The following is a 15,544-nucleotide window of genomic DNA, read 5'->3' as shown; positions in this document are numbered from 1 at the left end:
TTGGCTATTTCACAAGAAAAGAAAAACGAAATTATGAAGAAGTATGCTCGTCATGAAGGAGATACAGGTTCTGCAGAAGTACAAATTGCAGTTTTAACAGCTGATATTAACGAATTGAACGATCATATCAAAGCTCACAAGAAGGATTATGCTTCTTACCGTGGTTTGATGAAGAAGATTGGTCATCGTCGTAACCTTTTAGCATACTTACGTAACACAGATGTACAACGTTACCGTGAACTTGTTAAGAGTTTAGGCTTACGTCGTTAATTTTTGAAAGTAATTGCATACTCTATAGAGCTAGTAGTTTTATACTAGCTCTTTTTTTATACGTCACGATATATAAAGTATGCTATAATTAACTATTAGAATATTAAAGAACGAATGAAAATTGGAGTGAGATTTTATCATGAATTTTAGAAATGCTCATATTTTGACTGCGATGGTTACACCTTTTGATGATGAAGGTAACTATAGTTCTAAAAGAACAAAAAATCTTATTAATTACTTACTTGATAATGGTACAGAAGGTCTTCTTGTTTCAGGAACAACTGGTGAAGCACCAACTTTAAGTGAAGACGAAAAATTACAATTGATAAAAGATTCTGTGAAATTTATTGATGGTAGAGTACCATTAATGGTGGGGACTGGATCAAATAATACACAACAAACAATAGATTATACTAATAAAGTGGCTGATATTGATGGTGTTGATGCTGCTTTAGTTGTGGTACCTTATTATAATAAACCTAATCAAAAGGGTATGATTGCTCATTTTAGAAAAGTCGCGGACTATAGTAATTTACCTATTATAATCTATAACATTCCTGGAAGAACAGGAGTAACCATGGAAGTTGATACTATTATTGAACTTGCTCAACATGATAACATCATAGGTATTAAAGATTGTACGGGTGTCGAAAATATAGCTAAAATAGTAGAAAATGTTCCAGAAGATTTTCTAGTTTATTCAGGAGAAGATGCTGAAGCACTATCTGCTAGAGTTTTAGGTGGGCAAGGTATTATTTCAGTTGCTAGTCATATCTATGGTGATAATATGAAGACAATGTATTCTAGTTTAGAATCTGGAGACGTATCCATGGCTGGAAAAATTATGAGAGATTTAATACCAAAGGCTGAAGCACTTTTTTCTTATCCTTCACCTAGTCCAGTTAAAGCTGCTTTGAATAAAATTGGTTATAACGTTGGAGGATGCCGTTTACCTATTGTTTCACTTGATAAGAACGAAGAAAATGAGTTATTTAAAAAATTAAAAATTTAATAATTAAGAGGTGGAAATATGAGTGATATAAAAATCATCTCGCTAGGTGGGGTACGTGAAAATGCAAAAAACATGTATGCTGTCGAAGTTGATGATGAAATATTTATTTTAGACTGTGGATTAAAATATCCAGAAAATGAATTATTAGGTATAGATTTTGTTATTCCTGATTTTTCATATTTAAGAGAGAATTCACGTAAAATAGTGGGTGTTTTCTTAACACACGGTCATGCAGATGCCATAGGAGCGCTACCGTATTTTGTTAGTGAATTTGATGTGCCAGTTTTTGGATCAGAATTAACAATTGAACTAGCTAAAATTGCATGTGAAAATGAAGAAGATGCTAGAAAATTCGATGATTTTCATGTAATTGATGAGAGTACAGAAATAGATTTTGAAAATGCAACGATATCATTTTTTCAAACTACACATTCTATTCCAGAGTCTTTGGGTGTGGTTATTAAAACAGAAAATGGAAATGTTGTTTATACTGGAGACTTTAAATTTGATCAGTCTGCAGAAAAAGGTTATCGAACAGATTATGCAAGATTAACTGAAATTGGTCGTGAAGGTGTGCTAGCTTTATTAAGTGAGTCAGCCAATGCTGAAAATCCTAGAGAAACAGTTAATGAGCGAGCAATATATGATTTTATTAGTGAAAATTTTGAATATCGTAAAGGAAGAATTATTGTAGCCTGCGTAGCTTCAAATATTTTACGAGTACAACAAATTTTTAATGCAGCTGCAGCTAATAATAGAAAAGTGGCTCTTACTGGACATGATGTAGAAAAAGTTGTTAAAACTGCAATGCGTTTAAATAAATTAGTATTGCCGGAAGAGGATTTACTCATACCTATTAAAAAAATTAACGACTACAATGATGATGAAATTGTAATTCTTGAAACTGGACGTTCTGGAGAACCATTAAAATCATTGCAAAAAATGGCTATGGGTAGACATAGATTTGTCAATCTACATGAAGGAGATTTGGTATTTATTACAACTACTCCATCTCATGCTATGGAAACTAAGGTTGCAAGAACTAGAGACATGATATATCGCTCAGGAGCAGACGTTAAAGCTATTTTTGATGAATTAAATTCTTCAGGTCATGCAAGTAAGAATGATTTGCAGTTAATGATGAACTTGGTAAAACCACGTTACGTCATTCCTGTTCAAGGTGAATATAGAATGTTGTCTGCGCATGCAGAATTAGCTAGAGAACTAGGGATTCCTAGTGAAAATATCTTTTTACTCAAAAAAGGTGATGTCTTAGAATATAAGAAAGATGAGATGACAATTTCATCAAGTGTAGAAGTAGGCAACACTATGATTGATGGAACTGGCGTTGGGGATATTGGAAATATTGTTTTGAGAGATAGAAAAATCCTATCAGAAGATGGAATTTTTATTGCTGTGGTTACTATTGATCGTAAAAAGAGGAAGATTGTTGATACTCCTAAAATAACATCTCGTGGTTTCGTATATATTAAAACAAGTAAAGATTTGATGGTTGAAAGTAGGGATATTGTAGCTAAGATTGTTCAAAGAGATTTGGATAATAAGGAATTTGACTGGAGCCAATTAAAACAAGATATTCGAGAAAATTTGAATAATTTCTTGTATGAGCAAACAAAGCGTCATCCAGTTATTTTACCAGTAATTATGGAAATAAATCAAAATAATCATTTTTCTAAGAAGAAAAAGAAAGGTTAATATTAAAAGTCGTTGAACAAATTTTCAACGACTTTTTTATAAGGTGATAATTTGAGTGAATTATATTTTCAAGCTGAAGAAGCATATAAAAATAAAGATTATACAAAAGCAAGAAAATTACTAGAAAAAGAGTATCTAGAAAAGAAAACATTTAGGACAAATTATTTTTTATTTTTAGTATTTCTTAAAATAGAGGACTATATTGCTGCATATGAAACAGCAAACGAATATATAAGACAGTATATTATTGACAATGAGAAATTCAAGAAGTATCAAAAAGCAGCAATTTTTGCAGGGATGAATGTAAAATTGCAAGAGTTATCAAATAATATATTTGAATATACAACAGAAAGTGAACAAAAAGAATTTGATAAGAATCAGCAAACACTATTAACAGATTACTTAAATAAGAATTCAAAACTTGAGCTAATGAAACAGCTAAGTTATCTAGGTATTTTTCCTTTATTTCAACAAAGAAAAATACTGAAAGATGCCTATGGATTAAGTGTAGATGATTTCTTCATAAATACTAAAAAAATATTAATAGATTCCAACATACATCCACTTTTAAAAAGTAACATACTAGATGATTATAGAAAATTAAATTTAGAAGAAACAGTACAATATACAGATTATAAAAATACTGTCAAAACATTAGATGTAAAAAAATTGAAAGAAATAAAAGAATATAAAATTTATAAAAAAATCTATAAAGAGTTTAAACAATTACCAATGAATGACTTTGAGAAAGATTTGAAATGGAAGGAGATAGTTTTAAAGTTAATGGTGTTGTATCCATTCAATGATATTGAACAGAATTTAGAACAAAACTTAATATATATATTACTATGTAATGATGAGTTTAAAGTTCTAAATGAACAGGAACTGGCTTTTTCGAAGAAATTAGAAGACTACATCGAACAATGGAATAATCTGTGAATCAACTAATTATGTATACATTATCAAAATAGATGAAAATAAAGTATGCAAAAAGATTGCATATTTTATTGTGTGATGATAAACTCATAACGTTTGATAAGTATGACTGAAAGTTTTTTAGGAATAGTAATAATACTTATCGAATGCTGGAGTTTGTAACAATGAATTATTTTCAAAAAAATTATAATTTTTTTGTTTACAAAATCATTCTATATATATATAATATTTAGAGAATTCTTCTTTAATAGATATCACACTTGGTTTTCTTTTAGAGAAGTAGTATAATAAAAACAAAGGTTTATCGTATTATACGATATTTCTTGCAAATTTTTAGGAGGTTTTCTTTAATGGCTAAAGAACATTACGAAAGAACAAAACCCCATGTAAACATCGGTACAATCGGACACGTTGACCATGGGAAAACAACTTTAACAGCAGCAATTACAAAGGTTTTAGCTGAAAAAGGTTTGGCTGAAGCTTCTGACTACGCTTCTATCGACGCTGCTCCAGAAGAACGTGAACGTGGTATTACAATCAACACAGCTCACGTTGAATATGAAACAGAAAAGCGTCACTATGCACATATCGATGCTCCAGGACATGCTGACTACGTTAAGAACATGATCACTGGTGCTGCACAAATGGATGGTGCTATCTTAGTTGTTGCTGCTACTGATGGTCCTATGCCACAAACTCGTGAACACATCTTACTTGCTCGTCAAGTTGGTGTTGAATACATTGTTGTATTCTTAAACAAGTGCGACTTGGTTGACGATGACGAATTACTTGACTTAGTTGAAATGGAAGTTCGTGATTTATTATCTGAATACGACTTCCCTGGTGACGATATTCCTGTTATTCGTGGTTCCGCTTTGAAGGCTCTTGAAGGCGACAAAGATGCTGAAGCACAAATCATGGAATTAATGGACACAGTTGACGAATACATTCCAACTCCACAACGTCCTACAGACAAGCCATTCTTAATGCCTGTTGAAGATGTATTTACAATCACAGGTCGTGGTACTGTTGCTTCTGGTCGTATCGATCGTGGTACAGTTAAAGTTGGTGACGAAGTTGAAATCGTTGGTTTGAAGGATGACGTTGTTAAGACAACTGTTACTGGTGTTGAAATGTTCCGTAAGACACTTGACGAAGGTGAAGCTGGCGATAACATCGGTGCTTTACTTCGTGGTGTTGACCGTACACAAGTTGAACGTGGACAAGTTTTGGCTAAGCCAGGTTCAATCCAAACTCACAAGAAATTCAAAGGTGAAGTTTACGTATTGACAAAGGACGAAGGTGGTCGTCATACACCATTCTTCTCTAACTATCGTCCACAATTCTACTTCCACACAACAGACGTTACTGGTGTTATCGAATTACCAGAAGGTGTAGAAATGGTTATGCCTGGTGATAACGTAACATTTACAGTAGAATTGATTGCTCCAGTTGCTATTGAAAAAGGTCTTAAGTTCACAGTTCGTGAAGGTGGCCGTACAGTTGGTGCTGGTGTGGTTTCTGAAATCGACGACTAATAAGATTTCACGTAATGTTGACATTTTGTTAACTTTCAAGAAAGAGGGTTGGTTTTCCAACCTTCTTTTTTTGTGTAAAAAGATGTATTTACTAACTTTTTTACACTCTAAACATTTACAATTTTGATTATCTACGTTAAAATTAATAGGTATGCAATTACTAAGTAATTATTAAAAATAATTATTCGGAGGGAATAAGATGTCTATAAAGTGGGAAAAGAAAGACGGAACAAACGAAGGTAAATTAACTTTTGAAATTGCTCCAGAAAAAATTAAAGAAGGCTTGAATTCTGCTTTCAATCGTGTAAAGAAATCTTTAAATGTACCTGGATTTAGAAAGGGTAAAGTTCCTCGCCAAATCTTCAACAAGATGTATGGTGAAGAAGCATTATATCAAGAAGCTTTAAATGATTTATTACCTGAAGCATATTCAAATGCTGTTAAAGAAGCAGATATCAATCCAGTTGATCAACCACAAATTGATGTTGAATCAATGGAATCAGATGCTGCATGGGTATTAACTGCAAAAGTTACTGTTGAACCTGAAGTTGAATTAGGTCAATATAAAGATTTAGAAGTTACAAAGCACCCAACACGTGTTTTGAAAGCTGATATTGAAAATGAATTGAATAGATTACAACAACAAGAAGCAGAATTAGTTCTTAAAGAAGATGAACCAGCAGAACAAGGTGACACTGTTGTTATTGATTTTGAAGGTAAGATCGATGGAGAAGCTTTTGATGGTGGAAAAGGTGAAAACCATTCTCTTGAATTAGGTTCTGGTCAATTTATTCCAGGTTTTGAAGATCAATTAGTAGGTCACAAAGCTGGTGAAGAAGTTGCTGTAACTGTAACATTCCCAGAAGATTATCAAGCAAAAGATCTAGCTGGTAAAGAAGCTGTTTTTGATACAAAGATTCATGAAGTAAAGACAAAAGAATTACCAGAACTAGATGATGAATTTGCAAAAGATGTTGATGAAGATGTTGCAACTCTTGAAGAATTAAAGGCAAAAATTAAAGATCGTTTGAAAGATCAAAAAGTTGCTGAAGCTAAAGCTGCAATTCAAGAAGAAGCACTTGATATTGCTGTAGAAAATGCAACAATTGGTGAAATTCCAGCTGTTATGATTGAGGACGACGTACATCGTCAAATGGATAACTTCTTAGCAGGTATGCAAAATCAAGGTATCAGTGCTGATATGTATTACCAATTAACAGGTACATCAGCAGATGATTTGCACAAACAATTTGAAGAAGGTGCTGAAAAGCGCGTTAAAACAAATCTTGTTCTTGAAGCAATTGTTAAGGCTGAAAAGATTGAACCATCTGAAGATGAAATCAATGCTGAAATTAAGAGTTTAGCTGAACAATATCAAATGGATGAAGCAGCAGTTCGTTCTGCTTTATCTGATGATATGCTGAAGCATGATATTGCAGTTAGAAAAGTAGTTGATGAAATTGCTGATTCTGCAAAGCAAACTCGTGATGCTAAAAAGGATGAAGAATAATTAAGACTTCCTTAGTGATTTTCTGTAGGTGAAAGTATAACTTTTACAGAACTAATTAGTTATAGAAGTGCTGATGGATGAAAATCTATTGGCACTTTTTTTATTAATAAATTAAGATAAGTAGCTTTTAAGTCATGTTAATGGCGTTTAGCACTATTGTTTGCTAAAATAAAGGCAGTCTTATGAAATAAAAAACACGTAGGGAGATTTTTAGATGTTTGAAAATGAAGATAATAAGACTCCTGCGACATGTTCTTTTTGTGGAAAAACAGAAGATCAAGTTAAAAGTATGATTTCTGGACCAGGAGTGTATATATGTAATGAATGTGTAGAATTAGCACAATCAATTATTGATACAGAAACAAAAGCAGAAGCACAAAAAGATTTTACTAATGTTCCTACTCCTCATGAAATTGTTGATACTTTAAATCAATACGTTGTTGGACAGGAAGAAGCTAAGAAAACATTAGCAGTTGCTGTATATAATCACTACAAACGTGTTAATGCTTCATTGTCAGATGATGATGGAACAGAATTACAAAAGAGTAATATTTGTCTTGTTGGACCAACAGGTTCTGGTAAAACATTCTTAGCTCAGAATTTAGCTAGAATTTTGAACGTACCATTTGCAATTGCAGATGCAACAACTTTAACAGAAGCAGGTTATGTTGGTGAAGACGTTGAAAATATTTTATTGAAACTTTTACAAAATGCTGATTATGATGTAGAAAGAGCTCAAAGAGGCATTATTTATATAGATGAAATTGATAAAATTGCTAAGAAATCTGAAAATGTATCAATTACGCGTGATGTTTCTGGTGAAGGTGTACAACAAGCGTTACTTAAGATTCTTGAAGGTACAATAGCTAATGTTCCTCCTCAAGGTGGCCGTAAGCACCCACAACAAGAATTTATACAAATTGATACTACAAATATTCTATTTATTGTTGGTGGAGCTTTTGATGGTATTGAAACAATGGTAAAAAATCGTTTAGGAGACAAAACAATAGGTTTTGGTGTAGATTCTAAGCAGGAATATGATCCTGATAAGAGTTTAATGCAACAAATCATTCCTGAAGATCTATTAAAGTTTGGATTAATCCCTGAATTTATTGGTCGTTTGCCAATTCTTACAGCACTTGAAAAACTTACTGAAGAAGATTTAGTGAGAATTTTAACAGAACCTAAGAATGCATTAATTAAGCAATATCAAAAATTAGTATCGTTTGATGATGTATCATTAAAATTTGAAGATGATGCTGTTAAGGAAATTGCGCATTTAGCTATTGAAAGAAACACAGGTGCCAGAGGTTTGAGATCCATTGTTGAAGCTACTATGAGAGATATTATGTTTGACATTCCTAGCGAAGATAATATTAAAGAGGTAGTTATTACAAAAGATACTGTTGATGGTAAGAGTAAACCTGAAATAGTAAAATAAGCATTTTTATGTATATTTAATTAATTGCACCATGATATGATATTTGTTAGAATACTATTGTAATTTACATGTTGAAATTGTATATGATAATTTAGGAGGATATTTATTATGAGCAAACCACAAATTGGTGTTGTTGGTATGGCTGTTATGGGTAAAAACCTAGCCTTAAACATTGAAAGTCGTGGATACAGTGTTGCTATCTATAACAGAACAGGATCAAAAACTGAAAAGGTAGTTGCTGATCATCCTGATAAGAATTTAGTACCTAGTTATACGATTGAAGATTTTGTTAATTCTTTAGAAACACCTCGTCGAATTATTTTGATGGTTAAAGCGGGTGCTCCAACAGATGCAACAATTAAGTCATTATTGCCTCATTTAGATAAAGGTGATGTTTTAATTGATGGTGGAAATACATTCTTCCAAGAAACTATGCGTCGCAATGAAGAACTAGATAATTCTGGTATTAACTTTATCGGTATGGGTGTATCTGGGGGAGAAAAAGGTGCGTTAGAAGGACCTTCTTTAATGCCAGGTGGACAAAAAGAAGCATATGATTTAGTAGAACCAATTTTGAAGAAAATAGCTGCTAAGGCTGAAGATGGTGAAGCCTGTGTAACTTACGTTGGACCTAACGGAGCAGGTCACTATGTTAAGATGGTTCATAACGGTATTGAATACGGTGATATGGAACTTATTGCTGAAAGCTATAACTTGATGCGTAACTTACTAGGTTTATCAAATGATGAAATTTCTGACGTATTTAATGAATGGAAAGATGGCGAGCTGAAGAGTTATTTAATTGATATAACTGCCGATATTTTAACTCGTAAAGATGATTTGGGTACGGGTAAACCAATTGTAGATGTTATTTTAGATCGTGCTGGCAACAAGGGTACTGGTAAGTGGAGTTCTCAAAGTGCTTTAGAATTAGGAGTACCTCAATCATTAATTACAGAATCTGTATATGCTCGTTATATTTCAGCAATGAAAGATGAACGTGTGGCTGCTAGTCAAGTTTTACCTAATCCGGAATTTGATTTAGGTGACGTAAATAAGAAAGAATTAGTAGAAAAAATTCGTCGTGCATTATACTTTAGTAAGATTATGAGTTATGCTCAAGGTTTTGAACAATTAAGAGTAGCATCTGAAAATTATGACTGGAACCTAAATTATGGCGATATGGCTAAGATTTGGCGTGAAGGTTGCATTATTCGTGCTCAATTCTTACAAAAGATTACTGATGCATATGAAAAGAATCCTGAATTAAAGAATTTGATGTTAGACGATTACTTCAAGAAAATCGTTGAAGAATATCAAAATGATGTCCGTGATATTGCTGCTTTAGCAATTAAAGCAGGTGTTGCTTGCCCAGGATTTTCTAGTGCTATCACATATTATGATCAATATAGATCTGCACATCTTCCTGCAAATATTATTCAAGCACAACGTGACTACTTTGGGGCACATACTTATGAACGTACTGATCGTGAAGGTATTTACCATTACGAATGGTATCATGAAGAATAATTATTAAGATGTATAGTATAAAATAACGGTATAAGGACTATTAACAATAGTTCTTATACCGTTTTTAATATATCTAAATTATATTGTAACAAGCATTGGTAAAATCATAGGATGTCTTTCTGTTTGTTCAAATAAAAATTCTTGCAGATCAGAGATAATAGTATTTTTAATTTGAGCTTCAGAAACTTTATCATTTTTAAGTTCTCTCTTAATAGAACGATAAAGATGACGACGACCTTGATTAATTAAATCGCCAGATTCACGCATGTAGATAAAACCTCGTGATAATAAATCTGGGCCGGCAATAATTTGGCGCTTTTGCATATCTATGGTTGCTACAACAACTACTAGACCTTCTTCTGAAAGTAAACGACGATCTCGAAGTACAACATTTCCAATATCTCCAACGCCAGAACCGTCAACATAGACATCACCAGCATTAAAGTGGCCTGCATATCTTGCTGAATCCTTTGTAAGTGCTAAAACATCTCCATTTTTTAGAATAAATGAATTTTCTTTAGGAACATCACACTTCTCAGCTAACTCAGTATGAATTTTTAACATTCTGTATTCACCATGGACAGGCATGAAGTACTTAGGTTTCATCAAGCGAAGCATAAGTTTTTGTTCTTCTTGACCACCATGTCCAGAGGCGTGAATATTATTAACTTTACCATGAATAACAGTAGCTCCAGCTTCTTCTAACTCATTAATAACTTTATTTACACTGGTAGTATTTCCTGGAATAGGAGAACTAGAGAATACTACAGTATCACCGGGTTGAATAGATACTTGACGGTGAGTACCATTAGCTATACGACTCAAAGCTGCCATAGGTTCTCCTTGAGATCCTGTACATAGAATCATAATTTTATTAGCGGGTAAACTACTTATTTCTCTAGCATCAACTAAAGCATCGTCAGGAATATCTAAATAACCAAGTTCTCTACCATTTACAATTGCAGCTTCCATACTACGTCCAAAAACAGCTATTTTACGACCACGAGCAATAGCTGCAGATGTAGCTTGCTGTACACGCGAAATGTTAGAGGCAAAAGTAGCAAATATTATACGGCCTTCGACTTTTTCAAATATACGACGAATAGAACGGCCAACCCAGCGTTCTGACTTAGTAAAGTTAGGAACTTCAGCATTAGTACTATCAGAAAGTAGGCAAAGCACACCTTCATCACCTAATTTTGCCATTTTTTGTAAATTAGGTGGCTGATTTGTAACAGGAGTAAGATCGAACTTATAATCTCCTGTACATACAATTGTTCCAGAAGGTGTTTTGACAGCCACACCTAAAGTATCAGGGATAGAATGTGTTGTTCTAAAAAAAGATACTGTCGTTTTTCTAAATTTTAGAATAGAGTCTTCATCTATTTCATGAAGTTCAGTTGTGCGAAGTAGTCCATGTTCTTCTAGTTTGCTTTTAATCAATGCAAGTGCAAGAGGGCCAGCATAGACAGGTACATTTATTTTTTGTAGTAAATAAGGAATACCGCCAATATGATCCTCATGTCCATGTGTGATAACTAAAGCTTTAATTTTTTGTTGATTTGCAATTAAATATGAGTAGTCAGGTATAACATAATCAATACCTAACAAATCATCTTCTGGAAATTTGATACCAGCATCCACTACGATGATTTCATCTTGAAATTGGATACCGTAAGTATTCTTTCCAATTTCTCCAAGACCACCGATTGCAAAAACAGCAGTCTCATTATTTTTAACATTTAGTTTTTTCATTTAACTAAAACTCCGTGAGTTTGAAGTTAACACTTTGTTTTTCATATTCAAGTGTAGCTTCGTCCAAAGCTTCAATAAATTCAACATTGCATTCTGGAAAATGTGTTTCAACAAGATGACGAGCTTCAACTTCGTCTTTAGCTTCAAAATACATAACATGAGTATTTTCACGCTTTGGATTAGATTTTTTTGATGGTTGATAATATACTTTAAAAGTCATTAAAACTTCTCCTTTAAAATGAATTTACACAATAGTGTATAACAAAAAATTATTTAACCGAACAAAGATTGCTTTACACAATAGTTAAGTACATTTTAGCATAACAAGCAAATTAAGTATAGAACTTAGACAAAACATATAAAAATTAGACAATAGACTGTGATATACTTAAAAATGAGGAAGCTTTGTAGAAAGAGGCTGATGATATGAAATTTTGGTTAGTTATATTAACTGCGATAGTTTTCATTGTAATTATTGTTGTTATACAGTATTACATAAAAAACAAGGAATTGAAAAGATTACAAGCAAGAAGTAGAAAGCTTACTGACGACGCTATGTATAAATCGATAAATGAGATAGATCTAGAATGGTTTAATCAGAATAATCACAAAAATATAAGGGATATAGCAGTAGTATCTGACGTTTGGGGAAAAGATGTGATGGTTTTTGAATATTCAGTAGAATTGATTCAGAATCAAAAATTTTCCAGTGAGAAACTAAATGCTTTGAAGGAATTACTAGAAAAGAAATTATTTGATTATGCAAAACAGAAAAAAATTCAAAATATGGCTAATAAACCTCCATTTATAGTATCAGATATTTGGCAGCTAGAAAATATACTGCATATAGATGTAGCGTATATAATGAATGAGGCAACGTATAAGTATTTAAATGATATTGAAAAGTTAGAGCCTGGTTTTAAGAAATAGTGGAGAATCATCAAGTAAAAAATAAAAGATCGATAAAGATTAAGTTATTAAAACATTAATCTTTATCGATCTTTTGCTTGTATAAAATTATTTTTGAGATTTATTTTATTCTAAAATAATAGTACCTTCTGGAACGGTTAAAGGTTGTTCCTTATTAATATGATCATAGAATAAAATACCATTTAAGTGATCAATTTCATGTTGAACTACAATTGCAGGGTAGTCACGAAGTCTTTCAACATGCTTATTTCCATCTAGGTCATACCAGCGAAGTTTAATACGATCGTGTCGAGGGACATATCCTGGAATATCACGATCAACTGAAAGGCAACCTTCACCTTCACCAAGTGCTGCTAATTGAACGGATTCACTTAAAATTGTAGGATTGATCAGAACATGTTTAAAAATTGGTTCGTCATCATCTTCAATACCTGGAACCAAAACAGCAGTCATTCTTTTAGAAACATCTACTTGAGGAGCTGCTAAACCAACACCCGCACGAAGATGATATTTTTTGGCAATTTCAGGATTTTGACTATTTTCGAGAAACTCCATCATATCGTGTGCTAATTTTTTATCTTCTTCGCTTAATGGAAATTCGATAGCTTTTGCTCTGGCTCTTAGAGTTGGATTTCCATCACGAATAATGTTATCCATTGTAATCAACAGAAAAGACCTCCAATAATATGATTTAATACACTTATGATATCACAATTTTTCTGTAATAGCATATTAATAGTTTTAAGTCAAAAAAAGTTACTATATCTAATTATATGGTAGAATAGTAGTAATAAAATATAAAGAAAGGAGTAAAATGATTAATGCAGAAGATAGTATATTATGGATATAATGAAAGCGTACTGGACTTTCTGAAAATAGGCATAAATAATAACACTAAGTTATATTTTAATTGGCAAATTAATGATACTGATATTCAGGATGAAATAAATAATTTGGTAGAGTGTTCACGTCTGCTATCACCTAATTTTTATTTTTATATAAATGAAACTGTAAATTGGGATGAAATTGACATGATGCTACTTTCAATTGATGTGGATAGAGATAATTTTGCTCAAAAGAATAGTTGGATCCAAAAAGTGGTCACTGAAGCTGTAGCCAATGGATTTAATGGTATAGTTGTATTAGATAGTAATAAGGACTATTTATTGATTAATGAAATTTTAAAATACACAGGGCTTTCATCTAGACAAGTGTTGGGATTAGGAACTTCTATAGAATCAGAAGTTGTAGCTAGAATGGTTGCAAAGAAATTAGGAATTAATAGTAATTATATTCAGACGAGTGTAATTGGAACTAGAGATAAGTCTTTTGTTTTGTGGAGTAAGGGTAGAGTCGCTGAAGCATCACTTATGAGTTTAATAGTGCAAGAAAAAAATATGTTTAGTATAAAAAATATGCAAGAGATATCTAAAGAGTATAAAGGATTAGCTGAAAAGACTCGAAAGTTAATTTTTTCTTCTGTATTAAATAAGATATTAATGGCGATGGATACTTCCGAACAGTTTATAATACCTCTGGTTCATAGTAGGAATGAAGAGATTGAAAGTTATAGTTCACCTGTATTAGTTGGAAAGATGGGAGTTATAGAATTAATAAAAGTGAATTATACAGAAGATGAGCAAGATGCTTTAAATGAGGTAAAAAAAGCTATTAATGATGAGTTAGATAGATATAAATTAAGATGAGGTTTAACAAATGGTAAAAGAAAATTACAGTTATCCGTTACTACCTGATTGGAGTACGGAGGAAATTATAATTGCTTGTGAATTTTATGCAGAAGTTGAAAAATATAATACTAATGGGGTGAATAGGGAGAAATTTCTGGAGAAATATCAAGATTTTTTGAAAGTAGCCCCATCTAAAATGCTTCAAAAAAGTCTAGATAGAGAATATGAAAAACTTTCGGGTTATAGTATTTATCAATCAGTAAAGAAAGTTAAAGAAAACGAGAAAAAATTTGTAAAAGGATAGTGGAATTTTATGAGAGATTTTCAAGGCATTGATGCTAACGTTAAAGATTGGCTAAGAAAAGCTCGGGAAATAATATTAGATAGTTTCAATTTAAGCTTGGATGTTGAAACGAAAAGTGGACCGACAGATTTAGTGACGAATGTTGATAAAGAGGTTGAGAGATTTTATATTCAACAAATACAAAATGCATACCCAGAAGCTAAGATTTTAGGAGAGGAAACTTCAAAAATACATCCGCTTACAAATATGGAAGGGCTAGTTTTTATTTTAGATCCAATTGACGGTACGATGAATTTTGTTAAGCAAAAGCGTAATTTTGCAAGTATGATTGCCGTATATTATAATAACCGTCCGCTTTTAGGATATATATATGACATTATAAGGGATGAACTATATTGGGGTGGACCGGTATATGATGCCGTTTATTGCAACGATTATCAGCTTGCAACTCCAACAGATAGTATTTTAAGTGAAGGTTTAGTACAACTTTGTAGACCTTTTGTCATGAATGATAGCTATGGTTTTAGAAGAGTAGTAGATGCTAGTGCTGGTTTAAGAATGTACGGTTGTGCTGGTCTAGAATTTATTAATGTTTTAACAGGAAGATGTATTTGTTATGCGTCAGCATTACGCCCTTGGGATTTGGCTGCTGGAAAAATTTTAGCTGAAACATTAGATTTAGTTGTTGAAACAATTGACGTAAAAGAAACTAATATGTTATCATCAAAAGTTGTATTAGTAGCTACAAAGAATGCTGAAAAAGATATTACAAAACTCATTTCTATATAGATAAGAGTAAGTCTGTGGTTGAACCACAGCATTTTTAATATAAGTAAATGAAAGTAGAGTAATTTGTTTTCATGAATTAATGAAAGCTTTTTGTGCTAAAAAATTTTTTGAAGGGAAGAAATAGC

Annotated in this window: 15 protein-coding genes; 12 read left to right on the top strand and 3 right to left on the bottom strand. The window is 32.3% G+C overall.

All coding sequences use genetic code 11. The features are described from left to right. The 8 genes from rpsO to gndA all read left to right on the top strand — a co-directional run bounded on the left by rpsO (position 1) and on the right by gndA (position 9,953). Positions 1-270, top strand: a complete 270-nt coding sequence (gene rpsO, locus FC55_RS01095; RefSeq protein ID WP_003701713.1) for a 30S ribosomal protein S15 — start codon at positions 1-3, stop codon at positions 268-270. A gap of 139 nt (positions 271-409) precedes the next feature. Continuing rightward, positions 410-1,282: a 4-hydroxy-tetrahydrodipicolinate synthase gene (gene dapA / locus FC55_RS01090; RefSeq protein ID WP_003700003.1), complete on the top strand. Its 873-nt coding sequence runs from the start codon at positions 410-412 to the stop codon at positions 1,280-1,282. A gap of 18 nt (positions 1,283-1,300) precedes the next feature. Continuing rightward, positions 1,301-2,998 (top strand): ribonuclease J, encoded by a 1,698-nt coding sequence (locus tag FC55_RS01085; RefSeq protein ID WP_003700005.1) that lies wholly within the window; start codon positions 1,301-1,303, stop codon positions 2,996-2,998. Between the two features lie 51 nt (positions 2,999-3,049). After that, complete coding sequence (locus FC55_RS01080; protein WP_003700006.1) at positions 3,050-3,937, top strand: outer membrane protein assembly factor BamD; 888 nt, start codon at positions 3,050-3,052, stop codon at positions 3,935-3,937. A gap of 347 nt (positions 3,938-4,284) precedes the next feature. Beyond that, on the top strand, positions 4,285-5,472 hold the full coding sequence (gene tuf / locus FC55_RS01075) for an elongation factor Tu (protein ID WP_003700007.1): 1,188 nt from the start codon (positions 4,285-4,287) through the stop codon (positions 5,470-5,472). Between the two features lie 199 nt (positions 5,473-5,671). Beyond that, positions 5,672-6,982 carry a trigger factor gene (gene tig / locus FC55_RS01070; RefSeq protein ID WP_003700008.1) on the top strand — a complete coding sequence of 437 codons (1,311 nt, stop codon included), beginning with the start codon at positions 5,672-5,674 and terminating at the stop codon, positions 6,980-6,982. Between the two features lie 214 nt (positions 6,983-7,196). Next, on the top strand, positions 7,197-8,423 hold the full coding sequence (gene clpX / locus FC55_RS01065; RefSeq protein ID WP_003700010.1) for an ATP-dependent Clp protease ATP-binding subunit ClpX: 1,227 nt from the start codon (positions 7,197-7,199) through the stop codon (positions 8,421-8,423). 108 nt (positions 8,424-8,531) lie between these two features. Beyond that, complete coding sequence (gndA, locus tag FC55_RS01060) at positions 8,532-9,953, top strand: NADP-dependent phosphogluconate dehydrogenase (RefSeq protein ID WP_003700011.1); 1,422 nt, start codon at positions 8,532-8,534, stop codon at positions 9,951-9,953. Between the two features lie 78 nt (positions 9,954-10,031). Here gndA and rnjA read toward each other — a convergent pair whose 3' ends face one another. After that, positions 10,032-11,708 (bottom strand): ribonuclease J1, encoded by a 1,677-nt coding sequence (gene rnjA, locus FC55_RS01055; protein WP_003700012.1) that lies wholly within the window; start codon positions 11,706-11,708, stop codon positions 10,032-10,034. A 4-nt stretch (positions 11,709-11,712) separates the two neighbouring features. Continuing rightward, complete coding sequence (locus FC55_RS01050; RefSeq protein WP_003700013.1) at positions 11,713-11,928, bottom strand: DNA-directed RNA polymerase subunit epsilon; 216 nt, start codon at positions 11,926-11,928, stop codon at positions 11,713-11,715. A gap of 206 nt (positions 11,929-12,134) precedes the next feature. Here FC55_RS01050 and FC55_RS01045 point away from each other — a divergent pair, with 206 nt between their 5' ends. Then, positions 12,135-12,638, top strand: coding sequence for a hypothetical protein (locus FC55_RS01045; RefSeq protein WP_003700014.1), 504 nt, complete (start codon positions 12,135-12,137; stop codon positions 12,636-12,638). A 105-nt stretch (positions 12,639-12,743) separates the two neighbouring features. On the opposite strand, the gene def is transcribed toward FC55_RS01045, so the two are convergent. Beyond that, entirely contained in the window at positions 12,744-13,304 is a 561-nt protein-coding gene (gene def / locus FC55_RS01040) for a peptide deformylase (protein ID WP_003700015.1), read from the bottom strand. 155 nt (positions 13,305-13,459) lie between these two features. Here def and FC55_RS01035 point away from each other — a divergent pair, with 155 nt between their 5' ends. From FC55_RS01035 to FC55_RS01025, 3 genes are read left to right on the top strand one after another with little or no spacing between them, the layout of a single operon-like run. Next, complete coding sequence (locus FC55_RS01035; RefSeq protein WP_003700017.1) at positions 13,460-14,344, top strand: Rossmann-fold NAD(P)-binding domain-containing protein; 885 nt, start codon at positions 13,460-13,462, stop codon at positions 14,342-14,344. A 10-nt stretch (positions 14,345-14,354) separates the two neighbouring features. Next, positions 14,355-14,630 carry a UPF0223 family protein gene (locus FC55_RS01030; protein ID WP_003700018.1) on the top strand — a complete coding sequence of 92 codons (276 nt, stop codon included), beginning with the start codon at positions 14,355-14,357 and terminating at the stop codon, positions 14,628-14,630. Between the two features lie 9 nt (positions 14,631-14,639). Continuing rightward, a complete protein-coding gene (locus FC55_RS01025) occupies positions 14,640-15,419 on the top strand; it encodes an inositol monophosphatase family protein (RefSeq protein ID WP_003700019.1) in 780 nt (259 codons plus the stop codon). Positions 15,420-15,544: the final 125 nt, after the last annotated feature.

This window comes from Ligilactobacillus salivarius DSM 20555 = ATCC 11741, assembly GCF_001435955.1.
Lineage (GTDB): Bacteria > Bacillota > Bacilli > Lactobacillales > Lactobacillaceae > Ligilactobacillus > Ligilactobacillus salivarius.
This window is presented reverse-complemented; position numbering and strand designations above follow the sequence as displayed.